Here is a 25,610-nt window from a genome sequence, read left to right as displayed (position 1 = left end):
TGATTGCGAAGCGTGTGATGCGGCACGGGAGCTTCACGAGCCGGAAGGACTTGGCGGACAAACTGCGGAGCTTTATCGAGTACTACAACCGCACCTACGCCAAGCCTGTGGAGTGGACTTATGACGGCACAGGGAAAAAATCCGAGAGGCTCAAACGCCCACGAACTTGGCGTGAAAAAACACAATCCACCAAGACTCAGCAGATCCTCGCGCTAGTGGCATAGGAATTAGAATCTGCGGCACTAGATCGCTTCGCTACCGCGTTCGCCGGTGCGAATGCGGATGCAGTCATCCATCGGCAGCACGAAGATTTTCCCATCGCCGATTTCGCCGGCATCGCCACTGCGACCACCTTCGAGGATCGCCTCGATTGTGGGGCGAACGAACTCTTCATTGACAGCGATTTGGAGTTGGACTTTCCGAAGCAGGTTCACACTGAACTCGGTGCCCCGGTAGTTGCCCGTCTGCCCCTTTTGGCGGCCGAAGCCTTGGCAATCTAGCACCGTCAATCGGTGCACATCGACTTCGGTCAGGGCTTCTTTGACGGCGTCAAGCTTTGAGGGCTGGATGATAGCGATGATGAGCTTCACGGAGAGGGTTCCCTAACTGATCTGGTCGAGCAAATTCCGCGGTCAAATTGGAGCCATAGGAGACCGGCGAGCATAACCGACAATGTACAACGAAACAAAGCCGGTACCACCGTGGAAGTGGTGACCGGCTTCGCGTCGCGTAGTGTTTAGGCTCGCGAGAAAGCCCAAACTCGGACGAGCGAGGCGGACACTCGCCCGAGCAGGGCCGCTTCTGGCCCAGGCAAGAGCCGAGAAGTTCTCACGTGTTCGGTCACCCCGCTCCCAGCAAAGCAAGCTTCACTGGGAACGGGGTGGCGGTAGGTAGATCAAGAGACCGCTTGGCCAGCCATCGCGTCCGATGGGTAAGCTTGCATGCCGTGTTCCGACACGTCCAAGCCAGCTTGCTCTTCTTCGGGGCTGACACGCAGCATTCCGATTGCCTTCAAGGCGAAGAACAGGACACCCATGGTGATGAAAGCCCAAGCACAGATAACGACGGTCGCGATCAGCTGAACGGTGATGAAAGCTCCGACGCTGTCGATGCCATCTGGAAGGTCACCGAAGATGCCGGTGGCGATACCGCCCCAGACACCACACAGCCCGTGGACAGGCCACGCACCGACCGGATCGTCGATTTTGATTTTGTCCAGCAACACGATGCCGAGGACGACCAGGCTCCACCGATTCCGCCGATGATCAGCGATTCAACTTGCGAAACCCGATCGCAGTTAGCGGTGATGGCAACCAGGCCACCGAGGACACCGTTGAGTGCCATGGTCAAGTCAGGCTTGCTGAACAGAGCCCAGCCGACCAGCAGAGCGACGATTGCACCAGCAGCGGCCGCGATCGTGGTGGTCAAGGCGATGTAAGTTGTTTTTGCAGCGTCTGCACCACCGGCGTAGGTCAGTTGGCTACCGGGGTTGAATCCGTACCACCCCACCCAGAGGATGAACACGCCAAGAGCGGCGAAAGCGATGTTGTGACCTGGCAATGGAACGCTTTTCCCATCGGCCGTGTAACGCCCGATCCTAGGCCCAAGGGCGATCGCACCAGCCAAACCGGCGAAGCCACCGACCGCGTGGACGACGACGCTACCGGCAAAGTCTTGGAAGCCCATTTCGGCCAAGAATCCGCCGCCCCATTTCCACGATCCGCTGATTGGGTAGATCAGGCCGGTCAAGATTGCACTGTAAATCAGGTACGCACCGAATTTCATACGGCCAGCAACAGCACCCGAAACGATCGTTGCGGCGGTTGCTGCGAACGCGACTTGGAACAAGAAGTCAGCCGAGTTGCTGAAGTCGCCACTGGTCGGATCGTCGGCTGCAACAAATGCGCCAGGTGCACCCAAGTAACCGGCTGCGATCCACGAATCCGGATAAACTCCGTCTTCAGGAAGGCCTGGGTACATCAGTGCGTAGCCGAGGAACAAGAACAAGATCACACCGACCGAGATATCCATCACGTTCTTCGCGAGGATGTTGACGGTGTTCTTGGCCGAGTTCAAACCGACTTCGACCATCGCGAAACCGGCTTGCATAAAAATAACGAGAACGGCACAGATGAACATGATCAACGTGTTGATCGTGTAGTTGTAATCCTGTGCGTCGAATCCTGCAGGAGCTTCTTCCGCAGGTGCCGCTTCGACGACTTCGGTTGCTGCCTCCGCAGCGTCTTGTGCGAAAGCACCGGGACTGTCCATCCCGATGACCGTGAAGGCTGCAATCAGCAGCGCAAGTGGCAACAGCCACTTTCCGAGGTGAGTCATTCTTACATTCTCTTCTGGTGAAAACGGAAATATGTTGAGCCGACTGTCAGTCGGCACGACTACCAAGCCCTCGAAACCGTCGAGTTCATGGTGATGTCGATCGGCGTATCTCCATCCGGCCTCGCCGCAACAACATCCAAGCAAACAGCACGACTCCGCTCGTCACCTCTCCTGCCCGGGCCATCCATCGGTTCATTGATGAGAGAAACTTGTGGAATGCGATCGTCCGCTCGATCGGGAGAGCGTCTTCGCACACCGCGAGCCAAATGTCCGCCGGTCGCCAAACACGCGGACGTAAGTTCAGTGAGATGAACGCTTTAAAAAAAAAGAATAAATTTGCCGTTGATCAACCTTTGACGGTTGGCGGCGGTTGACCGACGCGAGTTGCCTAAGATGCGCGCAGAGCAATGCACAAGAAACATGCAGATGGGGAATGATCCCCGCGAATGACGGCATTCCCCAATGCGCAGTATTGCCGCACAAGAAGCGATTAGTGCAGAACTGGCTGCGAGCCGCACAGGGAGCGGGCAACTTGCAAGCACGCCTGCACGACTTCTGAGCCTTTCGGCGTCAAGAATGTTCGTTGCAATCAAATCCGATCTGGAGGCAAACGGTCACCAGGACGCACTTCCGAGCCCTCACCGATATCGGGAATCGACGCAAAGCCTTGCTCGTGACCTATACTTACCGCTTCGCTCAACTCCGCCAGTCAACGATGACTCGCCGGCAACTCCGCTTCCAAACGAACCGATCGCAACAACATGCTCATTCTGAAAAACGGATCACAGGGTTCAACCACTTGCAAACTCCGCGTCACGCGTCGCCTGATGGTCCGAATTGCCGCCCTGGTGATGGTGTCCGGCTCAGTGATTCCTGCTTTTGCGGAAGAGCCAAACGCGCCGGCAAAGCTGCAAGCGTTGATCGTCGACGGTCAGAACAATCACCCCGCCTGGCCAAAGACCACCATGATGATGAAGTCGTACCTGGAAGACACAGGTCGATTCGAAGTGGATGTTGAGCGTTCCGCGTTTACATGGAACGGTGGCAAGCTACTTGAGCAATACCCCTTGGAGGATGGCAAGGAGTACGAGGACTTGCCGCAAGTAAAGCCTGACCCCAACTTCAAACCGGAATTCGCCAAGTACGACCTCGTAATCAGCAACTTTGGCTGGGGAGCAGCACCTTGGCCCGAGGAAACTCAGAAGGCGCTCACAAAATTTGTCTCCGAAGGTGGCGGTTTCGTTGTCGTTCATGCTGCCGATAACTCATTCGGATCCTGGACGGAATACAACGAGATGATCGGACTGGGCGGTTGGGGTGGCCGCAACGAGGGATCAGGACCCTACGTTTACTACGACAAAGAAGGTGAGTTGCAGCGTGACATGACGAAGGGCCCAGGTGGTAACCATGGCCCCGCGCACGCCTACCAAATCGTCATTCGCCAGCCCGAACACCCGATCGTCAAAGGCTTACCGCGGGCGTGGCTGCACAGCAAAGACGAGCTGTATCAAAAGCTGCGCGGCCCAGCGCTCAACATGACCATCTTGGCGACGGCCTATGCCGACCCGAAGTACGCCGGGACAGACCGCCATGAGCCGAAACTGATGACGATCGATTTTGGCAAGGGGCGTATCTTCCACACCACGATGGGGCACGACGAAGGCGCAGTCAGCTGCGTTGGCTTTATCACCACGTTCGTGCGTGGCTGTGAGTGGGCAGCGACAGGCGAAGTGACACTTACCGAGGTTCCCGAAGACTTTCCGGGGCAGGACAAAGTCAGCACCCGCGATTTCGATTGAGACGTCGGCGGATGAAGTCTTTAGGGCGTCGCGAGCGGACGCCCGTTTCAGCGTTTGCGTTTGAGCACGTAAACAACGTCTTCGGTGGCATCGTCGACTTCGATCGGGTCAGCAAGATCGTAGCCGAAGTCATAAGTAGCGACGGTTTCCCACTTGCCGTTTTGGCTGATCAGTTGGTCCATCTGCTTCCGGGTGTAGCTCCGCAAAACTAACTCATCGTTGATCCGGAAGCTGCCCGACGGCTTGTGGATATCAAACCGGATTCCATAGCGTTCGACACGCTTCTTGGGGTTGCGGTCGTTGGTCCACATGTGCGTGTTGACCGTTAGGTAACCGCGACGGGCGGACCATGATTCGCCATCACTCGGCTCGGCTTTGGTCGGCGTCAAATGCACGCCCAACAGGTACAGCCCGCCGACACGAACAGCCCCCGCCATCGAATCCATGTGTCCGCGTGCGGCGGCTTCCGTAGGAAGGTGTCGAAAGCTGTTGATGGTGTTGAACGCAACGTCGAATTTGCGTTTGACCTTGAAGTCTGACATGTCAGCAACGAAGGCACGGAAGTCATAACCGTGCTTTTCGAAACGCTCATTGCAAAATTCGATCGCCTTGGGGTTCAGATCCAAGCCATCGACGTCATAACCTTTGCGTGCAAGGTGGTAAATCAAACGCCCCGTCCCGCAGGCGGGTTCGAAGAACCGCTTGGCAGGTTTGCTCAGGTACAGCTGTGCGCAACCGAGGATGAATTTTGTCTCCGCAGCACAGTCGGCGCCAAAGACCAAATCGTAATACTTAGGGTGATCGTAGATCGATTCGTTGAGTACTTCCATGACAGGCTTTTAACCGCTCGACAATCTCGCGTCCACCACCGGCTATTGAATTTCCCATGCTGATCCTGCTCTCCCCGTCCAAGCGATTGGACTACGACTCCCCGATCAAATCAAAAATCAAAACCACACCCGAACTGATCGATGCGAGTGCGGAATTGGCCATCGAACTCAAGAAGCTGTCCGCCAAAGACATCCGCTCACTGATGGGAATTAGCGATGAACTAGCCGCACTGAACCGGGAGCGCTTCCAGGACTGGAAATCGCCGATGCCTGACGTCGACACGCGGCAAGCGGCGTTGGCTTTTAAAGGCGACGTTTATTTTGGACTAGAAGCCGAAACGCTAACCGCCAAGCAGCTTGAATATGCCCAGGACCACCTGCGAATCCTCTCGGGGCTTTACGGCATCCTGCGACCGCTTGATGGCATCTTGCCGTACCGATTGGAAATGGGCACAAAGCTAAAGAACAAACGCGGCAAAGACCTTTATCAGTTCTGGGGAACACGCTTGGCCGAACTGATCAACGAGCAACTCGGAGTAACCGGATCCAAGTTCGTGCTGAACTGCGCATCCAACGAGTACTTCAAAGCTGTCGACAAGAAGACGCTCGCCGCAGACGTCGTCTCGCCGGTGTTCAAGGACAAGACCAAAGGCGAGTACAAGATCGTGACGGTCTATGCGAAAAAGGCTCGCGGGACGATGGCCGCATGGGTGATCCGCAAAAAGGCCAAGACAATGAAAAAACTTCAGCAATTCGACGGCGACGGATACCGCTACGACGAAGCCTCATCAACTGAATCGAAGCCCGTGTTCTTGCGTGGCTAACCCGTAAATTAACCGCGTCCTACTCGGCCTGTTCAATGACGTGTGCAAAGAACACCGACTTGTCAGCGGCGTAGCGATTCGGATCGCCTTCGCCATGACGCCAGCGGTCGACCTTCGTGGTTTCGAATCGCAGGGACAGTTCACGGTCATCGGCAAGGCGCTGACGAATCAGCAATGCACTGCGCAAGAACGGGCTACCCGTGTAGGTCAGGAAAACACGGTGGGTGGGATCACCGCCGCGTGGCTTTTCCAGCACGATCGTTTCGGCTGCCCACATCGGCGGCTGCCGGCGACCAAAGTAGAGGCCTTCGATCAGGGTGGATGATTCTTCGATCGCCTGCTCACGATGCTGGTCGTCATCCACAGCTGCGACAATGTCGATGATTGGCTGGGCAATCATGCCGCTGATCGCAGTGCTACCGATGTGCTCAACCTGCGTCACCCAACCATTGCAGCTCTGCAGGATACCGCTTCGTGTTTGCTCGAACTCCTGTTTCCAGCGAGGATCGAAATGCATTAATCGAACGGAATGGTGCATGGAGCAGTCGGGCGACGTGTTGCGTGACATCAGGTTACGGCCGAGACATCTTAGCGGTTTGTCATGATTTGACTCGTGTATCGATGTTGCAAACCAAAAAAAGCCTGCCGCGGTTGCGACAGGCTTTCAAGTTTTGCTTCGTTCGAGCGACGAATCGCAATCGATCAGTTGCTGCTCAACATAGCGAGCTTATCCAGACTGATCTTCTTGCGAATCGAATCGACATAGGCTTCGTCGGCTGGGCACAGGCGTCCGGCTGGCACGGTGCAAGTGTTGCCGTTGTCCTTTAGCAGCCGAACATTGTCCGCATTGATTTCGATCAAGCGACCTTTAACACTGAAGCTACCGGTGTTGTCGATCCACGTGCGGACGTGAGTTTCGGCCAGCGGGTTGATCGCAGGGGTCCGTTCGACGGTGGTGACTTGAACGGTGACGCCTTCTTCGGCAACTGTTTGGCCGAACAAATCATCCAGGCTGTCGCCAAGACTTTCGCCCTCTTCTGCTGGAGTTTCATCAGCAGGAGCTGCGTCGTCGGCTGGGCCAAACAGGTCTTCCAAGTCATCGAGCGAATCGCCGGACTCCTCTGCGGGTGCGGCAGGTTCGTCGTCAGGGGTGCCGAAGAGGTCGTCCATCGGCTCTTCAGTCGCTTCTGCCGGTGCGGCTTCCTCGGAGGTGCCACCGAACAGATCGTCAATCGAGTCTGTTGCGGGAGCCGCTTCAGCTTCAGCCGGTGCGGCAGGCTCGCCAAACAGATCGTCCATCGAGTCTTCTGCAGCAGCTTCGGCCGGTGCCGCATCGTCACCTGCGGCACCGCCGAACAGGTCATCGAGCGAGTCAGTTGCTGGTTCTTCAGCTGGCGTTTCAACAGGTGCCGCTGCGTCTTCTCCTGGCGTCCCGAACAGATCGTCCATCGAATCAGTCGCTGGCTCCTCGGCGGGTGCTTCGGCGGGCGTTTCCGCAGGGCTGTCGCCGAACAGGTCATCTACCGACTCGTTGGCCGGCTCTGCGGCTTCCATTTCGGCGGGAGCGTCTGGCGTGTCACCAAACAGGTCGTCGAGTGCAGGTTCGGCCGTTTCCTCGGCAGGCGCTTCTTCAACTGGCGCTTCTTCAACAGGCATCTCCGCTTCGGCTGGCGCTTCTACCTCCGCGGGAGCTTCTTCTACGGGAGCTTCGACTTCGGCGGGAACGACTGGCTCGACGGGCATTTCTGTTTCGACAGCTTCCTCGACGGGTACGTCGGCAGGAGCTTCCGTTTCGGTGACAACGGGCGCTGGCTTGTCGAATGGATTAGGCTCGGCTTCGGTTTCGGCCGGCAGCTCAGGCACTGGCGTCATTTCCGCTTCGTACTCTTCGACTTCTTCAGTCGACGGAGCGTCGAAGGTTTCTTCGGTTTCAGCGGGGGTACCGTCGACAACCGGAGGAGCTTCATTCGATTCTTCGGCGGTCGAAGAAGCAGCGGCAGCTGCGTCGCCACATCCAGAAGTGCATGGTGCGGGTTCAGCACAGCAAGCTGGTTCGCAAACGACAGGCTCGCAGCAAACAGGAGCGCATTCGATCGGGGCACAGGTGGGCGGGCACGGGTCGGCCGTTTTGCATCGCAGGCGTTTCAGCAATCCGCCTGCGGTTGCCGGTCCAACGCCGAGAACGGTCGACAAGCACGCGACGAGGGCCCACCGGGTGGTGATGCGGACCTTTCGTTTCATCATGTTAGGCTCCTGGACGGCTCAAAAAAGCCGCAGCTTGTAAATTCAAGAACGATTTGTGTTCGAGGTGTTAAGACGCACGCTTGGGCGCGAATGAGAACCTTCAATGCTAATTGAGCCAAAATGCAGTCTCAAGCAGATAAAATGGGCAATTTGCAGATGAAGTAATTGATTCGCCGCCAGTTGACTGGTCTGTCAATTGAATCGGACTTGCCGATAAAACGTGTCGTTGGCAGATCGTGCCACGCTCGGCTTCCGCGGCTTCCTTGCATTTTGAGCTGACAAACTGAGCCGGGGTATCAACCGGCCGGAGTATTAACGGCCGATGGCAACAGCCACAGTGGGGGCTGCTGAACTCCTCTCACACTGACAACCATTTTACCGCAGGATCGCGCTCTGATGTTTCGTTTCGTTCAACGGCTGTTTTCGTCGATGAGCCTTGAGCGAAAGAGCTTGCTGTTTTTCGGTTTCTTTTTCACCGTGCTGATGTGCGGGGCGTTTTTTGTCGTCCAGACGCTGGGCAATCGGCTTGTGCTGCGGACAACCCAACAGCGGGCCCAGGATTTAGCAGACGCGGAACTGATGCTGCTGCATAGCGATGCGATCTGGGCAGACGGCTGCAAGGAAGAGGCAATCGCGTTCAATACGAATGTGATGGCAGATCTACGTAGCGAGATTTTGGCGCAGGATATCCAGTTCGAGATTTTAGGACTGGAGGACAAAACACCTTTTGTCGACCTGCCGCCGGTGATGCCCCCAGAAGACGCGACGGAGCGTGAACGACTGGAAGCCCTATTGCCGCAGTTCCGCGAGCAGATGGCTCACATCATTGCCCAGGATCCCGAGATCACCGAGTCATTCGATCTAGGGGAGAACGAGTCGATGAGCATGATCGGCCTGGGAACACAGCCGATCCACCAACAAGTCGGTCCCGTCAACGGTTCATACATCTATTACCGCCCGATCTTTCCGTTCCCCAAACGGGAATGCAGCTCATGCCATTACTCGGAAGACAAGAGGCTCAAGCAAGCGGCCGGCGGGAACCCGATCAAGCTTGCCGAATTGGTGCCCTTTCGCGTCATTCGCGTGACGATGCCCTACAAGGACACCGAAGACCAGACGACTTGGGTGAGCTCGATCGTGGTCGCATTGGCTTTGTTCATCGTCGCGATGACGCTCTACATGTTGCACGCGTTGATTCGGTACTTAGTTCTTGAACCGCTTTACCACATCCGCGATGTCAGCGAAGCGATCACCCATGGCGACGTGACCAAGCGGGCGACGATCGAATCCGAAGATGAGTTTCGTGAACTCGCCGACGCATTCAACCGAATGCTACGTGGGATGTTGGAGAGCCAGGAGAAAGAACGCATCATCAATGCTGAATTGGATGCCCGCGTTGATCAACTCGCGCAGCTCAACTGGCAGCTTTACGAAGCCAACCGGGTGAAGAGCGATTTCATGGCCAACATGAGCCACGAATTGCGGACGCCGCTAAACAGCATCATCGGGTTCTCGGAAGTACTGCATGGGATCGATGCCTTAACCGACAAGCAGCGTCGGTACGCCGAGAACATCCAGAAGAGCGGTCGGCTATTGCTAGAAATGATCAACGACATCTTGGATCTGGCCAAAGTCGAAGCGGGCAAGATGGAAGTCCGTCGCAACGAATTTGATCTGGGACGCCTAATCGCCGCCCAAGCGGACATGATCGGATCGCTTAGTGAGGAGAAACACATCTCACTGACCACGGAGATCCCAGAGAAGCTTCCACTCGCCTATCAAGATCCAAACAAACTGGGGCAGATTATCAACAATTTGCTTTCCAATGCGATCAAGTTCACACCGGAAGGTGGCAAGGTAACGATCTGCGTCGAAGACTTGCCCGCCGGGCTTTCAGACGGCGATTCCGGGGGCGAGCGGTTTCGGATGCTTGTGATCGACACGGGTGTAGGGATCGCGGAAGAAGACCAGTCGATCATCTTCCAGAAGTTCCGCCAGAGCCGCAAAGTGCTTGATGGAGAGGGCTTAACGCGTGAGTTTGCCGGGACGGGGCTAGGGCTGTCCATCGTCAAAGAACTTGCCAAACTCTTGGGCGGCGAAGTCGGCTTTGAAAGCGAGCTCGGACGTGGCAGTACGTTTTGGGTCGAATTGCCATGGCGGCTCAGTGACGAGTCGCTTCAAGCTGCCAACGAACTCAGTCAACCACCGGGCTTTCAACCGACCACAAAATGAAATCAGTCAAACTATTTACCGACGGCGCGTGCAGCGGAAACCCTGGGCCAGGCGGCTGGGCGTTCGTCTTGCGATGCGAAAAGACAGGCAAGGAACTTGAGCGGGCTGCCGGAACGCCAACCGCGACCAACAACCAGATGGAATTGCAAGCGGTGATCGAAGGGTTGAAAGCGCTGAAGGAACCCTGCCAAGTCACGCTGTATGCCGACAGCAGTTATGTGCTGCAAGGGATGAAGACTTGGATGGCGGGCTGGAAGAGCCGCGGTTGGAAACGCAAAGACGGTTCAAAGTTAGTTCCCGTCAAAAACGTTGAACTCTGGCAAGAGCTGGACCGACTGATGCAAACGCACACGATCACGTTCGAGCATGTCAAAGGCCATAGCGGTCACATCGAGAACGAGCGTTGTGACCAGCTGGCTGTTGAGGCCTATCAGCGTTATCTGGTGAAGCGATAACGCGACATTAAAAGCATTGTCGAAGCAGACGCGTAGGCTTGATAGCTCGCACGATCGAATCCTAAGTGTCCGATCCGTCAAAGCGAAAAACTTTAGGTCGACCGACGACCTTTCACGAGGGTCAGTCCGACGATGGCGAAGATGACGGCGGCCGCACCACTGATGGCTGCATTACGTCCCCAGTTGGCCTTCTTTTCGATCACGATTTGGTAGTCAAACGGGGCGGTCAACTCGAGTGCTTGAGCTTCCATGTGTTCGAACTCCAGGATCATCGCCCCGGGTTCCGCTTCACCGTAATGCTCGACGATCTCGGCGATGTGTGATTCCTGCGTCTGATCAACGCTGATCGCGGCCCAGCAAATCCCGCAGTATCCGGCGATCAACAGGGCGATGACCGAAAGCAACATCATCGCGGTGAAACCGATGTTGCTCCCGGGGTTCACGGCCGTCGTTTCGGGACGGTCGGATTCGGTTTCGACACGGGGAAGTTTGCGGAGCTGGCCGAGGGTGGGAATGACCATCGATTCGCCACAGCTGGGACACGCCAGGCTATCTCCCGCCTGTGCTGGGGTGACCGACACGTCCGCTTGACAATTTGGGCAAGATAGCAAGTACATCGACTGAAATATGAAGAACTTTTGAAGTGATAGCGGCTGGACCGAGCCATTGCCCGGACTAGAATCTTACTCGTACTCGAACACGCCACATTACGCACCGCTCCCGCATCGGATCGCTAACGCCGCGCTGAATTCCGTGTTTTTTCTGACTCGGACGAAATGCGGCCCAGACGCGTTAGCAGATGATTGCCGGACATCCCGGATGACTCGCGGTCAAATAGCGAACTAATTTGTTCGTACAGCAGTTCAAAGGAGTTGAAATTGCTTCCCATCACGTGGGCGTGAACAAATCGGGAACGGCCAAGACGGCACGACTCAGCTTGCGAGTGTCAAAGAGCTGGCGTCCTAAATGAAGTCGAATGCCTTAATCAGGATTTTCACTTTTATTTGGGAATTAGCAATGGCCTTCGCAGTTGTCTGAATCAGAAACCGTTACGAGGGGGGCCTCTCTTGTTGGGAAATTTTGCACGGGGAAATGCCTGTCGATCGGTGCGCTTACGCCGCTCGGCTTTCAGTAACCGACAGAGTCAACCAATCAGAACCAATTGGGACAAGAGGAAAGTTCTTCCAATTGGCGGAGACCTCCAGGGAAACGTCAGAGGGGTGGTAGAGTTTTCGCAGCGAATTTCAATGATGCGAGTAGTCAGTGATTCTTCCACACCATGATTCTGGCCATTCCCCAAGCACTGAAAGCGGAACGTTCTGCTGACGTGCGGCCGGGTTGAAGTAATCTGGAGCGAGCCAAGTGTTCGATAACCAGTTATCTCGACCACACCGATCATCACATCATCCTTCAACAACCTGAAATATTCCTCCTGGAGCCCTAGCTTTGTTCGATACCCTCTTGGACGAATTCGACGACGTTGCCGCACAGTCTGCCGAAGCAGTGACCGGTGGCTTTCGCAAATTGCCCGTCGACGAGAACGAAGATGACGGCGTCTCATCGCCTCAAGTAGCCGAAGGTGAAGTCCAGCTGGACAGCCCCGACGAGCTGCTCGCTGAAGAGGCGGAAACCTGGTCCGATGACCCGGTTCGCATGTATTTGACTCAGATGGGTGAAATCCCGTTGCTGACGCGACGGCAAGAGATCGAGCTGGCAAAACGCATCGAAGAAACTCGCCGACGCTTCCGCACCAAGCTGCTGGAAAACCACTACGTCTTGGTCGAAGCCTACAAAACGCTCAAAAAAGTCTATCGCGGACAGCTTCCCTTCGACCGAACCGTTCAAGTCTCGGTGACCGATCGACTGGAAAAAGAACAGATCATCGGCCGTTTGCCGCACAACCTGCTGACCCTGCAGACGTTGCTCAAACGCAACAAACACGATTTCAAGGTCGCTCTCAGCAAAAGCGCGTCCAAACGACGCCGCGCCGAAGCGTGGCGATCGCTGGCACGCCGCCGTCGCCGCGCCGTTCGACTGATCGAAGAATTAGGCCTGCGTACCCAACGCATCGAAACCCGTATCGAGCTGCTGGAAAAATTCAGCGCCCGACTGACCGAAATCGATGAGCTGATCAACGACCAAAAACGCACCAAGCACGGCCGTGAAACACGCGACCAACTGCTGCACGAGCGCCGCCAGATCCTGACCGCTTGCCAAGAAACACCCACCTCGCTGCGTAATCGCGTCAATATGCTGAAATCGGTTTACTCCGAATACCAGCAAGCCAAACGTGAACTGAGCGAAGGGAACCTGCGTCTGGTCGTCTCGATCGCGAAGAAGTACCGCAACCGTGGCCTGTCGTTCCTGGACTTGATCCAAGAGGGCAACGCCGGCTTGATGCGTGCTGTCGACAAATTCGAATACCGCCGTGGTTTCAAGTTCTGCACCTATGCGACCTGGTGGATTCGCCAAGCGATCACCCGTGCCGTCGCCGACCAAAGTCGAACCATTCGGATCCCGGTTCACATGGTCGAAACCATGAGCCGCGTTCGCAACGTCGCTCGACAATTGCTGCAAGAACTCGGACGCGAACCCACAATCGAAGAAACCGCTCGTCGCGCTGACGTGACCGTCGAAGAAGCACGCCGCGTCCTGACGATGAGCCGTTTCCCGATCTCCCTGGACCGCCCAGTCGGAAACAGCGAAGACAGCCAGTTTGGTGATCTGCTGCCCGACGGAACCGCCGAAAGCCCGCAAATCGGTGCGACCCAAGAGATGCTGCGTGACCGAATCACCAATGTCCTCAAGTCGCTCTCGTACCGCGAACGCGAAATCATCAAATTGCGTTACGGCCTCGGGGATGGTTACAGCTACACCCTCGAAGAGGTTGGCCACATCTTCAAGGTGACACGTGAACGGATCCGTCAGATCGAAGCCAAAGCGGTTCGCAAGCTGCAACAGCCAAGCCGAAGCCAGGACTTGGTTGGCTTCCTCGACTAACTTGCCTGACTGATGCATTCGCATCAGTGACGCGACCACCGAAGGCGACGATTATGAGCCATAATCGTCGCCTTTTATTTTTGCCGCTAATCCTCGGCTGAACACGAGGCACCGGACATCCGCGGCATCCGTCCTCTTTTCTTTCTAATTCAATGCCGACCGTTGCAGATGTGCTTTCACAGGGGTGGAAAGTTCACCAGGCTGGGAAAATCGATGAAGCCCTCCGCGTCTACCAACACGTCATTAAACAGGCTCCACGGAACCCCGAAGCCCACGTGTATCTTGGGATCGCACTGTTCGATCAACGTCGGTACCAAGAATCCGTCGCGTCGTACCGCCAAGCCATCTCACTGAAAGAACACTTCCCGATTGCCTGGAACAACCTGGGCAATTCACTGCGGATGGTCGGCGACGTCGACGAGAGCGACAAGTGCTTTGGCAAAGCGCTCTCGATGGATCAAAAGTATTTGTCGGTTTACAAGAACCGCGGCACACTTTGGATCTGGTCGGGCGAAGTCGAACGTGGGCTCGCGTGGTACGAGAAAGGCCTGGAAATCGCCCCCGACGATGCGGAACTGCACCGAAATCTAGGCGTGATTTATCTGCTGCAAGGTGATTTCGATCGCGGCTGGCCCGAGTACCGCTGGCGTTGGAAAATGCCCGGGATGCGACGCCCCCATTCACCCGCACCGCTGTGGACCGGCCAACCGATCGAAGGCCGCAGCATCCTGCTGTACCCCGAGCAAGGCCGCGGTGACGAGATGAACTTCATCCGCGTCGCATCGGTCCTCGCACAAGCCGGCGCGAGCGTGGTTGTGCAATGCTCACCAGCAATGATCCCGCTGTTCACTTCCGTTCGCGGTGTTCAATCGCTGCTGCCAACGGGAAGCCAACTGCCGCCCGTTGATTTCCAAGCTTCGTTTATCGATGCGGTCGACGGCTGGTACCAGTTCACCGGCGAACTCCCGCTCGGAAAAGATTTTTTTCACGACCATGGAAGTCATTCGGGGTACCTAAACGTTTCCGATCCACTTGTGAACTATTGGCTTCACTGGATGGAAAAGAACGATTTAGGCAAAGACCATCGAAAACGGATCGGGATCGCTTGGCAGGGCAATCCGAAGCATCATGCCGACGTTTATCGCAGTGTCCCCTTGGAAGTGCTTCGGCCACTGGCGGAAGACGACAGCCTTCACCTGATCAGTTTGCAACTCGGCTTTGGCAGCGAACAAATCGACCAAGTCGACTTTGGTAGCAAAATCAGCCGATTGCCAGACGACACCGACACCTCCGGCGGTGCCTTTACCGACACCGCTGCGGTCATGAAAAACATCGACGCCGTGGTGACCACCGACACGTCATTAGCTCACCTAGCAGGTTCCCTAGGTGTGCCAACGCTGTTGCTATTGGGCAAGGTCCCTGACTGGCGGTGGCTTACCAAGGGGCAAAACACCGCCTGGTACCCCAGCATCACAATGTTTCGTCAGGATCAGATGGGAAATTGGAGCAGCGTCGTCGAGCGAGTCCACGAACACTTGCGATCCAGCTCGACAAGCTAACGTGGATACCGTGAATCCTGGATCGAACGTGCTGCCGTTGCCCCGTTGCGGGCGACGATCTCCTGGATCGTTGGCACGTTGATATGGCGGCGGGCGGCTTCGAACCGCAGCGTGCGCTCGAAGACGGGCAGCGGAAACACGGGGTTCTTGCCACGCGACCGGCGTTCCAAGGCCAACACGAGCTTCTTGTCCAAGCGGCCCTGCTCGATCAAGCGGACGATTTCGTGGACATAACTCCGCTGGTCCTCTGATGCCGCACGCAACCGGCTGGCCAAGTAGTCTTCCAGCGAAGGCGCCTTGCTTTGCGCGGGAGTTGGCGGGAGGTTCCCCGGATAGATCGTCGTTTGTGCTTGTACGGCCGTCGAACTGATCAGCACAAAGGCGATCGCGGCAGCGAATTTGCAAAGGCGTTCAATCATGATTGAATGCGGTTTTGGTGGAGAGAATCGTTGGACGGCGCAGATCGCACATCGCCCGCTAGCCTCGCCGGTACCAAGTCGACCGGCACTGCGACAATGCCAGTTCGAGCGATCGTGATGTTGCTAGCAACGGTTGGGCAATCTACGTCGCCTTTCCGATCGCCTTTTAAAATCCGTTGTGCTGGTCGCATGGATTGTGTGCACCGTGGGGGCTGGATCGTCGATGGTGACACTGTGCCAGAGGTTCCCGCATTCTGGCTCAAGACTCAAAGAGATCGGCTGTCCCGTTCAGTGGTCTCTGACTGGCAAGAAGCACAAAAGGATTCCGCGATGAACCGTTGGATGTGGATTGGATCATTGGCCGGACTGCTGCTCGTCAGCACCGGCTGCTTGCGTCATCAAACACGCAAAGGTTGCTCGAACGGAACCTGTTCAACAGGAACTTGTTCGACTGGCAATTGTGGCTCTGGCTTGCTCGGCAAGATGGCCGGATGCAACTCGTGTGGCAGTGGATGCCGCACCGGATGTGCACCTGGTTCGATCGGTTGGCAGCAAGGCGGACTGGATTACAGCTCGCACCTCGGCCCCGGTGCCGGCGCGATGGGGCATCAACGCGCCCAGTCGCAGCAGTTCACCCCTGGACCGCCGACCGGACAGGTCGCGTACCCGTATTACACGGTTCGCGGTCCACGTGATTTTCTGCAAAGCGACCCGCCGTCCATCGGACGTTAATTCCGCTATGGCGGGATCGGTTCGTCATCGGTTTCCAGCGGCAAGGCCACAAACCTGTGTGCCTTGCCGGATCAGGGAAGACCAAAAAGTGGCGAACCTGTCTGTAAGTGCGACGGACTGTTGAAGTAGTTGTCTGTGGTGGGCATCGTCGATCTGTTCGCATGTCCGCCGATTTGAGAGTTCAAAACGATCACGTTCTGTTTAGCGTGTCAGAGAAAGTGCTGTGGCATCCGACGTACGATTGAAAGAACAGTTGCCGCGATTAACCGATCGCATTGTGGCCAGCTACACCCCGGATGATGGAATCAACCATTTGGGGCACTGTCCGCTGCCAAGTTACGAGGGCATCGTCGAAATCCTGCTGGATATCAAAGACGTCTTGTACCCGGGCTATCGTCGCCGCATTGGCCTGCACGCCGGCAACATTGTTTACCACGTCGGCAGCATCATCGATTCGCTGCACGACAAGCTGACGACCCAGATCGCTCGGGCCCTGCGCCACGAAGACCGTGTACGCAACAGCCATTCGGATTGCGAAAGCGAGACCGACTACGAGGCGAAGGGTCAAGCGATGGCGATCGAACTGCTTGAGCGGATCCCGGATCTGCGCAAGACACTGGCCACTGATGTCCAAGCGGCTTACGACGGTGACCCGGCATGCCAGACCACCGACGAAGTCGTCTTTTGCTATCCCGGTGTCGAAGCGGTAACCGTTTACCGGATCGCACATGAATTGGTACAGCTCAGCGTGCCGTTCATCCCACGAATGATGACCGAGTGGGCGCACAAACAAACGGGAATCGACATTCACCCTGGCGCGAAAATCGGCAAGTATTTTTTCATCGATCACGGCACTGGCGTCGTCATCGGCGAAACTTGCGATATCGGTGACCGCGTCAAGCTTTACCAGGGTGTGACCCTGGGGGCGTTGAGCTTCAAGACGGACGATGACGGCTCGTTGATCCGTGGCCAAAAACGCCACCCCACGATCCAGGACAATGTGGTGGTTTATGCGAACGCCACCATCTTGGGCGGCAAAACAGTCATCGGCCATGACAGCGTGATAGGGTCGAGCGTTTGGGTGACCCAAAGCGTTTCCCCAAATACAACTGTCGTCTTGGAAAAGCCCGATTTGAAGGTCCGCGGTGGGGGTAAGGCATCGTCCCCGGCCGAGTCGGGTTCCTACCAAATATGAAGTTCGCCGACTGGGTGATTCAGTCGCCTGACTTGGCGGTAAACTACCATTCCGCGAACGTTCCCACCGCCTAGAGTTTCCCGCCAGCAATGCCCACGTTGCAACCATTCGACATCGTCAATCGCACCCGATTCGTGTTTGGTCAGGGCGTGTTCGCTCGACTTGGCGAACTGGCTGCCGAATTTCGCCCCAAGTGCGTGCTGGTTGTCAGCGATCATGGGATCGTCCAAGCCGGGCACTTTGACCGGGCGGTCGAACTACTAAAAAACGCGGGCCTTCGCGTCGAGTCCTTCCATGACTTCGCCGAAAACCCGACCTCCGCGATGGTCGATGCTGGCGTCCGAAAAGCAGCCGAGGCCAAGCCGGACCTGCTAATCGGTCTGGGCGGCGGCAGCAGCATGGACTGTTGCAAAGGCATTAACTTTGTCTACTCCTGCGGCGGCACCATCCACGATTACCACGGGGTTGGAAAAGCGACGGCCGATTTGCTGCCGATGATCGCCATCCCGACCACCAGCGGAACGGGCAGCGAAGCCCAATCGTTTGCCTTGATCAGCGATGCGGAATCCCACGTCAAAATGGCCTGTGGCGACAAGCGTGCCGCATGCAGCATCGCGGTCCTGGATCCAGAACTGACGGTCACACAGCCACGTGCGGTCACCGCACTGACCGGGATCGATGCGATTTCACATGCGATCGAAACCTACGTGACGAATCGACGAAACCCAATGTCAATCACGTACAGCCGGCGAGCGTTTGGCCTGCTCGCATCGGGTTTCTCGACCGTTCTGAATCGGCCCGAGGACGTCGACGCCCGCAGCGCGATGCAACTCGGTGCCTGCTTTGCCGGAATGGCGATCGAAACCTCGATGCTGGGTGCCGCACACGCGACGGCGAATCCGTTGACGGCACGCCACGACATCACTCACGGCCAAGCGGTCGGACTGATGCTGCCCGCAGTGATTCGACTGAATGGCCAGCAGCACGCCGATTGGTACGCCGAATTGATGCGTGAAATCGAACCGACGACCTCCGTTGACGAAGCACCGGAAAAACTCGCCCAGTTGGTCACGCGCTGGTTAGAAGAAGCCAACTTGGCGACCAGCTTGAACGCATTGCAAATCCCAGCAAGTGGGATCGAGGCCTTTGTCGAAGAAGCGCTGCAGCAATGGACCGGGAACTTCAACCCAGTCCCATTGGATCGTCACAATGCCGAGCAGCTTTACCGCTCGGTCGCCTAGCCGATCGCTTGGGCGAGGTCGTCTTTCAAGTCCTCAAACGACTCCAGACCAACCGACAAGCGAATCAAGCCATCGGTAATACCAAACTTCGCTCGGTCGTTGGCGTCATAGCTGGCATGTGACATTGTCGCTGGCTGCTCGATCAGTGACTCCACCGCACCCAAGCTGACCGCGAGGTGGAACAGCTTCGTCGCTTCGCAAACACGGGCGGTTTCTTCGATCCCAGCGTCCAGCTCGAACGTGACCATCGCACCGAAGCCGCCTTCAAACAGTTTGCCGGCAAGTTCAAACTGCGGATGGCTTTCCAACCCTGGGTACAGGACGTTACGAACCTTGGGATGTTCTTGCAGCCACTTGGCAATGGGCAAAGCGGTTTTGCTTTGTTCGCGAACGCGCAAGTCCAGCGTTTTCAGCCCACGCGTTATCAAGAACGAACTCATCGGATCCAAAACCGCGCCGGTCGCGTTTAGGATGAAATACAGTCGATCGTACAATTCAGGATCAGCCACGGCGACGGTCCCGCCCAGGCAATCACTGTGACCACCCAAGTACTTGGTCGCCGAATGCATCACGATGTCGATGCCACACTCCAGCGGCCGAATCAAGCTTGGCGTTGCGAACGTATTGTCGACGCCAATCAACACGCCACGTTGCTTTGCCAGTTCGGCAAGCTTCGGCAGGTCTGGAATCGACAGCCTTGGGTTGCCGATCGATTCGGCCCAAATCAGCTTTGTTTTGTCGGTGATTGCCGCAGCCACGGCATCAACATCAGTCATGTCAACCAATGAAACGGTGATCCCGCTGCGGTTGCAAATCTTGTGCAACAGCCGATAGGCACCACCGTAAAGGTCACAGCCGGCGATCACATGGTCGCCCGTTTCCAACAGCATCATGACGCCGTGGATCGCGGCCATGCCGGTGGAGTAAGCAAGTGATCCGCAACCAGATTCGAGTGACGCGAGCGTCGTTTGCAGGTGGGCCCTGGTCGGGTTTCCGCTTCGTGAGTAATCAAACTCGCCCCACACACCGGCGCCTGGCTGGCGAAACGTGCTGGCAAAGTGAACCGGCGGAACAACTGCCCCGGTTGCCGGGTCGATGTCATTTCCGCCGTGGATGGCGCGGGTCCGAAACGAAAGGTCCTTCTTGTCCTGCTCGCTCATGCTGTCAGTGCTTGTTCCAAATCGGCGATTAAGTCTTCGGTGTTTTCGATCCCGCAAGACATACGAATCATGTTGTCGCTGATGCCAAAGCGTTCACGTTCCTCTGGCGTACAGTGGAAATAGCTCATCACCAACGGTTGCTCGATCAGTGACTCCACACCGCCCAAGCTTGGCGCGATGCGTGGAATCCGAGCGGCATCAACAATGTTCGCGGTCTGCTTCCAGTCGGCGTCACGGATCGTGAATGTGATCAAACCGCCGAAGCCTTTCATTTGCGCTTTGGCAATCGCATGCGACGGGTGACTTTCCAGTCCCGGGTAATAAACACGTTCGACGCGTGGGTGTGCTTCCAGGAACTGTGCCAAGCGAAGCCCGTTTTCGTTCTGACGTTGCATCCGCAACTCGAACGTCTTTAGCCCACGCTCCAACAAGTACATGTTGTGTGGCGAGTTGATGTTGCCCAAGATGCCGCGCATCTTGCGAACCGATTCCAGTTGTTCTTTACTGCCGCAGATCACGCCGGCGATCAAATCGTTGTGCCCGCCCAGGTACTTGGTCGCCGAGTGCAAAACGTAGTCAACGCCGTACTCGGTGGGATTCAAGTTGTAGGGCGTTGCCAAAGTCGCATCAATCAGCGTTTCGACTTCATTCGCTTTACCGACAGCGGCGAAGCGTTCCAGGTCGATAACCGACAGATGGGGGTTGGTCGGCGATTCGCTGACCAACATTTTGGTGTTTTCGTTGATGGCTGCTTCCATCGCTTCGAAGTCGCCCGTTTTGACTTGGCGGGTGACGACGCCGAAACGCGCGAGGTGCTTTGCGCAAAACTCGCGACTGCGGTGATAACACTGGTCAAAGAAAACGATCTCATCGCCGGAAGAAAGCTTCGTCATCAACAGGCCGACGATTGCCGCCATACCGCTGCCATAGACGATCGCTTCTTCGCACCTTTCGAGTGCGGCGATTTTCGCTTCGACGCTCTTCTCGTTGGGGTTGCCGTAGCGACCGTATTCCTCACGCTGTTCTTCGCCATTGACGAATCGCAACAGATCGTCAGTCGATTCGAAGGTGAAGGTCGCCGCGGTGTAGACCGGCGTCGTGATACTACCCGCGTCTTTTTGGCGAGCCTCGCCAGCGTGGACGCACTGAGTCGAAAGATCGGCTTTCCGCATTTCGGTGCCAGACTGGTTAGCAACTGAGTTCGCGGTTGCCTTGGATGACGCTGACGCGTCGCATGATGTTTGTTCTGTTCTCATGGCTCTTTAGCAGAAGGGCTGCAAGTGGCCTTAAATCCCGTTAAATACACCCGAGACATTGCCTGTCCCAGAATGTCACTCCACACAGACTAGCTGGGCAAGATAGAATCGACAAGGCAAAACGTTTTTGCACTTTCCGCATTGGCAATTCGCCGACCTGATTGACGGCATGATCCATTCAATTTCTCAACACGCGGCCGATAACCCACGCCACTGTCGGGGTTTAGGGTCCACTCGGGGTGTCGACCCTCAGGGCCCAGCCGCCATTCGCGCCTCCGTCAAACCGAACCACCAACGGGCGACTTTGTCTGCTAGCTGGCAGGCAATGTTGCTATCAACGCTGTTGGCTGCCGTGACGGTCGCATCCTCCGCCGACACCCTTTTCGCAGCACCCCAACAGCCGGTCGCCCAACAACAGCCGGTCGCCCAACAACAGATCGAACAGTGGGTGCGAGAGCTTTCCAGCGACCAATTCAAAGCACGTGAACAGGCTTCCGAAAACCTGTTCCACGCCGGGGTTGAGGCGATCCCCGTCATGCGTGACCTTCGCGAAAAAGTTTCAGATCCCGAACAACTCGATCGCCTCGGCCGCATCATCGGCATGTTGAGCGAGCAACAGTTCGAAGATCGCATCGAACGATTTTTAAAAGGGCAGCCCACGGACTTGGAAGGCTGGCCGGAATTTGAAAAGCTGTTCAACGATTCACAGCAAGTCCGCGAGATGTTTGTGGATCTGTATCGCGAACACCCTTATGCGCTCGAAGCGATGGGAGGCACCCGCGGTGACGTTCTCGGTGCGATCGCCAAGGTGAGCGACAAGCTCCGCTTTCGCGGCGCCGGACTGCGCCAAGCTCCATTGCGTCTGGACTTACTGGCGCTGCTTCTGCCACCGATCAGCAGTGACGTCCAAACCGACGTGGAATACGACTTAAGCGTTTACACCCTGTTGCAGCTTCACCCCGCAAACGACCTGCGTGGCGACCCCGTGTTCGGCGATCCTTTTAAAGCCATCGTTTCGAAGTGGATGCGTCAAAGCCACATCAGTGTTCGCGACCGGGTGCTACGCATCGCCTTGGAATGGAAGCTGGACATCACACGAGAGTTGGCAATTGAAACACTTGACCAAAACCCCGATGCGGACTTGATCGCCCGCGCGATCCAGGCACTCGCTAGCCAAGGCGTTCCCGATGATACGACGCGATTGGTGCCTTATCTGGACGATCCCACGGTCATTGTTCGGAAACAGTTTATCGGCAGTATCGAAAGCGACGTGCAACTCCGTGACGTTGCCGCAGCCGCTATCGCTCACTTGTACTCGGTCCCAGTGGTAGATGTCGGCTTTGTCAAACCGGCGGAACATTCGATCGTCGGTATCATCCTCGAAGACCTGGTCGTCGCGACCGACAGGTCGGGTCGTCGCGTGATTCCTGGCCAGCCGTTGCTCCCCGGCCAACAAATCGTCCCCAAAGATTCTGGCGACAACGATGCTGAACAGGAAGAAGCAGAAGACCTGGAAATGACCGAGGAAGAAGCGGAGATGTGGGAAGAGATTCAACGCCAACTGGAGCAACATGGCATGGAATCCGGCCCGCGTGAACTAGAACAGTTCAAAAGCTTTCAACGTCAACGCCGTAACGAAGAAAAAGCACGCAAGCTGATCCGCCAACGTGTCTTGGCGTTGATCGAACAACATCGCAAAGAAACACCAGCCGCGGCGAACACGCCACGAGCTGGCAGCTAGCTAGGTTACGAGTTAAACGTGCGCAGCATCTTGCGACCTTTATAAAGGTTGAAGATGTCTTCTGGTCCTAGTGGACGATGCCGTCCGGCGGTGGCCTGGTCAATCGTTTCCAGCCCATCGGTCACGACCAAACAAGTGGTGCCTTCGCGGGTCGCCGAAAAGACTCCGGCACGTTCATCTAGAAACAGACCCAGCAATTGTGGCTTCAAGTCTTCATAGCCCACGTGCTGCAAGTGCTGTTGGAACGTTTCCATCACACGAATCTGGGCCTCGTTCTGCGACTCGGCCGGAACGGAAAAGATGTCTTCGTGTTCGGCGTGCCAGCCCGCATAGATTGCATAGATATCGTCGATCGGCATGTCCGCCAAATCACAGCTCAACGCACACACACCGGGACCGGTTAAGCCGATGTTGCTATACAGTCCATTGCCGGTGTCGTATTCGAAGCGGACCAAGATCACATCAACCGGATCATCGAAGCTGGGCCATAGCATCCGGCGGTTGGCGGCGACTTCGACACGTGTTGGCGGGACGCCCATCTGGTGCGGCTGAGTCAACCACAAAGCCATCTCCGCTTCCGCAGTCGACTCTTCCGAACGCAGCTTTTCGTCGATCTCTTCGCCGAACCCAAGTTCATCGGCATACGCGATCGCTCGCAACCGTGCGGCCGGTTCGTCAGCCAGTTCGATCAAACGTTTACGCCCGTCTTCGTCGCCAAGCTTTGCCAACGCACCAGCAGCTTCGCATTGGACACGTCGGTGACGCAGCGTCACGGTTTGGTTGAGCTTGCCAACCGAAGTCGGATCGCCGATCGACGCCAACGAATCGCACAGCGAAACCGCCAAGGCGACCGCTTCGCCAAGCCGTTTTTGAACGGTCGGTACGTCGTCGCCAAGCGAACGCGGGTCCTCTTCGAACCGCTCCAGTCGTCGCGAGACCGCGCCCAACAATTCTTGGAGCGAACCGATCATCGACTCGGCCGGGTGCGGATCAACACGATCGCTGCGATACAGGTAGTTTGCCAAGTCCAACATCGGCGACGCCATCGACGGCTCGGCAATGCACTCTAGGATCTTCGGAAACAACGCGTCGGTATTCCAATCATCGTGCGTCATCAACGGCCCGAGCACTTGTCCCACTTGCATCCAATCATCAAGCGGACGCTCGACCAAACGATTGACCAACAGCACGAGCGCCTCGTCACTACGCGTGTGCGTCAATAACTGCAGCAAAAGGTGCCGATTGGAAACATTCTCGGGCAGCGCTTCGTCGATTTGGCTGACCAAATTTGGCTCGACCGAGGCAAGTTCGCTCTTGGCGTTTTCGTCGGTCGCCAATTGGGTGTGCAGCACACGCAGCAACGTTCCAATGATCGCGGGATCGGACGCGGAAAGGGCTTCGAGATGCTCGCCAAAATACAGCAGGACTTGTTTGGCCGAGCTCGCATCGCCGGCCGCGATTTCTTTCAGTCGGTAGCCCGCCGCAACGGGGTCTGTTTCGGGGCCGACAAGGGCTGAAAGGGTGGTTTCTAAAGACACGAGGGTGCCGGGGGATTTCGTAGTTGAAATGGGGACTCCGTACCAGTTTCGACCCACGGGCCTTTTTTGTCGACCCACCGAATTTCCAGTGCTGCAAATCGTCAGCCATGATCCCGTTCCATCGCGGCTCAACCACGTGGTAGCATACGTGTCCCCTACCGGCCTGCTGCCTCCTCCCATCCTCCCGCCTGAAGACATCCTTTCTGATGAAACCGATCGTCCAGATCTCGCTCGACTTGACCAACATTGATGAAGCCCTCGAAACGGCAGCCCTGGCAATGCGTGCCGGTGTCGACTGGCTCGAAGCGGGCACACCATTGATCCTTGCCGAAGGCTTGCACGGCGTCCGCGCCCTTCGCAAAGCGTTTCCAGAAACCCCCATCGTTGCCGACTTGAAAACGATGGACGGCGGATACCTGGAAGCCGAAATGATGGCCAAGGCCGGCGCAACCCATGTCGTTGTGATGGCACGGGCACACGCCGAAACTGTCAAGTGTGTCGTGAAAGCGGGTGCGGACTTTGGCGTCAAAGTCATGGGCGACAACATGGTCAGCGACGACATGGTCGCCGGTGCCAAGTGGCTCGAGGACCTCGGCTGCGACTACATCATTCACCACATCGGCTATGACGAGCGCCGGGGGATCGCTGCCGCTGGCAACCGCATGCCAAGCCCCATGGACCAGCTTCGCGAAGTCGTCGATGCCGTCAAAGTCCCCGTTCAAGCCGTCGGCGGGTTAACGCTCGAACAAGCGATCGCGTGCCCGAGTTATGGCGCACCACTGGTCGTCTTAGGAGCACCACTGACGATCGACGCCGACGCCTTTAAAACCGCCGACGGAAATCTCGAAGCCAGCTTGCGCATGATCTGTGACGCCGTTCATGCACAAGACGTCAAAACCACATCTGGAACTTGATCGCCGGCTTATAAAACGAAACACATCTCTCATTCCCCGCCCTCCCCTTCCCCGTTCTTCTGCCCCTATGAAATCACCTGCTGTCGTTAACTTTTCGCCCGAAAAAGGTTCGGTCGAAATCCGTGAAGTCGAGA

At 56.6% G+C, this 25,610-nt stretch carries 20 protein-coding genes and 2 pseudogenes; 12 read left to right on the top strand and 10 right to left on the bottom strand.

The window, feature by feature from the left end:
- Positions 1–224, top strand: a pseudogene (locus tag CGZ80_RS28710) (hypothetical protein); the annotation flags it as partial.
- Positions 225–242: 18 nt separating this feature from the next.
- Here CGZ80_RS28710 and CGZ80_RS17680 read toward each other — a convergent pair.
- Both CGZ80_RS17680 and CGZ80_RS17675 read right to left on the bottom strand, forming a co-directional pair.
- Complete coding sequence (locus CGZ80_RS17680) at positions 243–590, bottom strand: P-II family nitrogen regulator (protein ID WP_094416870.1); 348 nt, start codon at positions 588–590, stop codon at positions 243–245.
- Positions 591–895: 305 nt separating this feature from the next.
- Positions 896–2,091 (bottom strand): annotated as a pseudogene (locus CGZ80_RS17675) (ammonium transporter).
- A gap of 1,007 nt (positions 2,092–3,098) precedes the next feature.
- On the opposite strand from CGZ80_RS17675, the gene CGZ80_RS17665 reads away from it, so the two are divergent.
- The gene (locus CGZ80_RS17665) at positions 3,099–4,136 is read left to right on the top strand and encodes a ThuA domain-containing protein (protein WP_233148492.1); all 1,038 of its coding nucleotides are present in this window, start codon (positions 3,099–3,101) and stop codon (positions 4,134–4,136) included.
- Between the two features lie 47 nt (positions 4,137–4,183).
- On the opposite strand, the gene CGZ80_RS17660 is transcribed toward CGZ80_RS17665, so the two are convergent.
- Positions 4,184–4,966, bottom strand: a complete 783-nt coding sequence (locus CGZ80_RS17660) for a class I SAM-dependent methyltransferase (protein WP_094416866.1) — start codon at positions 4,964–4,966, stop codon at positions 4,184–4,186.
- Positions 4,967–5,022: 56 nt separating this feature from the next.
- Here CGZ80_RS17660 and yaaA point away from each other — a divergent pair, with 56 nt between their 5' ends.
- On the top strand, positions 5,023–5,790 hold the full coding sequence (gene yaaA, locus CGZ80_RS17655) for a peroxide stress protein YaaA (protein ID WP_094416864.1): 768 nt from the start codon (positions 5,023–5,025) through the stop codon (positions 5,788–5,790).
- A 19-nt stretch (positions 5,791–5,809) separates the two neighbouring features.
- On the opposite strand, the gene CGZ80_RS17650 is transcribed toward yaaA, so the two are convergent.
- Together CGZ80_RS17650 and CGZ80_RS17645 are read right to left on the bottom strand one after the other, a co-directional pair.
- A complete protein-coding gene (locus CGZ80_RS17650; protein WP_233148491.1) occupies positions 5,810–6,307 on the bottom strand; it encodes a GrpB family protein in 498 nt (165 codons plus the stop codon).
- Between the two features lie 185 nt (positions 6,308–6,492).
- Positions 6,493–8,034, bottom strand: a complete 1,542-nt coding sequence (locus tag CGZ80_RS17645; protein ID WP_094416860.1) for an SHD1 domain-containing protein — start codon at positions 8,032–8,034, stop codon at positions 6,493–6,495.
- Between the two features lie 396 nt (positions 8,035–8,430).
- Here CGZ80_RS17645 and CGZ80_RS17640 point away from each other — a divergent pair, with 396 nt between their 5' ends.
- Together CGZ80_RS17640 and rnhA are read left to right on the top strand one after the other, a co-directional pair.
- On the top strand, positions 8,431–10,266 hold the full coding sequence (locus CGZ80_RS17640; protein ID WP_094416858.1) for a sensor histidine kinase: 1,836 nt from the start codon (positions 8,431–8,433) through the stop codon (positions 10,264–10,266).
- The gene (rnhA, locus tag CGZ80_RS17635; protein ID WP_094416856.1) at positions 10,263–10,721 is read left to right on the top strand and encodes a ribonuclease HI; all 459 of its coding nucleotides are present in this window, start codon (positions 10,263–10,265) and stop codon (positions 10,719–10,721) included. The genes CGZ80_RS17640 and rnhA overlap by 4 nt, the downstream gene beginning before the upstream one ends.
- 92 nt (positions 10,722–10,813) lie before the next feature.
- On the opposite strand, the gene CGZ80_RS17630 is transcribed toward rnhA, so the two are convergent.
- The gene (locus CGZ80_RS17630) at positions 10,814–11,242 is read right to left on the bottom strand and encodes a hypothetical protein (RefSeq protein ID WP_094416854.1); all 429 of its coding nucleotides are present in this window, start codon (positions 11,240–11,242) and stop codon (positions 10,814–10,816) included.
- 925 nt (positions 11,243–12,167) lie between these two features.
- On the opposite strand from CGZ80_RS17630, the gene CGZ80_RS17625 reads away from it, so the two are divergent.
- Together CGZ80_RS17625 and CGZ80_RS17620 are read left to right on the top strand one after the other, a co-directional pair.
- Entirely contained in the window at positions 12,168–13,721 is a 1,554-nt protein-coding gene (locus CGZ80_RS17625; protein ID WP_094416852.1) for a sigma-70 family RNA polymerase sigma factor, read from the top strand.
- A gap of 152 nt (positions 13,722–13,873) precedes the next feature.
- On the top strand, positions 13,874–15,280 hold the full coding sequence (locus tag CGZ80_RS17620) for a tetratricopeptide repeat protein (protein ID WP_094416850.1): 1,407 nt from the start codon (positions 13,874–13,876) through the stop codon (positions 15,278–15,280).
- Here the strand turns inward: CGZ80_RS17620 and CGZ80_RS17615 are convergent.
- Positions 15,277–15,699 (bottom strand): hypothetical protein, encoded by a 423-nt coding sequence (locus CGZ80_RS17615; RefSeq protein ID WP_094416848.1) that lies wholly within the window; start codon positions 15,697–15,699, stop codon positions 15,277–15,279. The two genes, CGZ80_RS17620 and CGZ80_RS17615, sit on opposite strands and share 4 nt — an antisense overlap.
- A 330-nt stretch (positions 15,700–16,029) precedes the next feature.
- Between CGZ80_RS17615 and CGZ80_RS17610 the strand changes: the two genes are divergently transcribed.
- From CGZ80_RS17610 to CGZ80_RS17600, 3 genes are all read left to right on the top strand, one after another.
- Complete coding sequence (locus tag CGZ80_RS17610; RefSeq protein WP_094416878.1) at positions 16,030–16,431, top strand: hypothetical protein; 402 nt, start codon at positions 16,030–16,032, stop codon at positions 16,429–16,431.
- A gap of 223 nt (positions 16,432–16,654) precedes the next feature.
- Positions 16,655–17,626: a serine O-acetyltransferase EpsC gene (gene epsC, locus CGZ80_RS17605; RefSeq protein WP_094416846.1), complete on the top strand. Its 972-nt coding sequence runs from the start codon at positions 16,655–16,657 to the stop codon at positions 17,624–17,626.
- A gap of 98 nt (positions 17,627–17,724) precedes the next feature.
- Positions 17,725–18,867 carry an iron-containing alcohol dehydrogenase gene (locus CGZ80_RS17600; RefSeq protein ID WP_094416876.1) on the top strand — a complete coding sequence of 381 codons (1,143 nt, stop codon included), beginning with the start codon at positions 17,725–17,727 and terminating at the stop codon, positions 18,865–18,867.
- Here CGZ80_RS17600 and CGZ80_RS17595 read toward each other — a convergent pair.
- A complete protein-coding gene (locus tag CGZ80_RS17595) occupies positions 18,864–20,027 on the bottom strand; it encodes a trans-sulfuration enzyme family protein (protein ID WP_094416844.1) in 1,164 nt (387 codons plus the stop codon). The two genes, CGZ80_RS17600 and CGZ80_RS17595, sit on opposite strands and share 4 nt — an antisense overlap.
- On the bottom strand, positions 20,024–21,199 hold the full coding sequence (locus CGZ80_RS17590) for a trans-sulfuration enzyme family protein (RefSeq protein ID WP_094416874.1): 1,176 nt from the start codon (positions 21,197–21,199) through the stop codon (positions 20,024–20,026). Before CGZ80_RS17590 ends, CGZ80_RS17595 begins: the two co-directional genes overlap by 4 nt.
- Before the next feature lie 409 nt (positions 21,200–21,608).
- On the opposite strand from CGZ80_RS17590, the gene CGZ80_RS17585 reads away from it, so the two are divergent.
- Positions 21,609–23,024 (top strand): hypothetical protein, encoded by a 1,416-nt coding sequence (locus tag CGZ80_RS17585; RefSeq protein ID WP_094416842.1) that lies wholly within the window; start codon positions 21,609–21,611, stop codon positions 23,022–23,024.
- Between the two features lie 5 nt (positions 23,025–23,029).
- Here CGZ80_RS17585 and CGZ80_RS17580 read toward each other — a convergent pair whose 3' ends face one another.
- Positions 23,030–24,562, bottom strand: a complete 1,533-nt coding sequence (locus CGZ80_RS17580; RefSeq protein WP_094416840.1) for a HEAT repeat domain-containing protein — start codon at positions 24,560–24,562, stop codon at positions 23,030–23,032.
- A 206-nt stretch (positions 24,563–24,768) separates the two neighbouring features.
- On the opposite strand from CGZ80_RS17580, the gene CGZ80_RS17575 reads away from it, so the two are divergent.
- Complete coding sequence (locus CGZ80_RS17575; protein WP_094416838.1) at positions 24,769–25,476, top strand: orotidine 5'-phosphate decarboxylase / HUMPS family protein; 708 nt, start codon at positions 24,769–24,771, stop codon at positions 25,474–25,476.
- Positions 25,477–25,610 lie beyond the last annotated feature (134 nt).

Source organism: Rhodopirellula sp. MGV, from assembly GCF_002251265.1.
Taxonomy (GTDB): Bacteria; Planctomycetota; Planctomycetia; order Pirellulales; family Pirellulaceae; genus Stieleria; species Stieleria baltica_A.
Note: the sequence above shows the minus strand (reverse complement) of the source record. Positions and strands in the feature narration are given on the sequence as shown.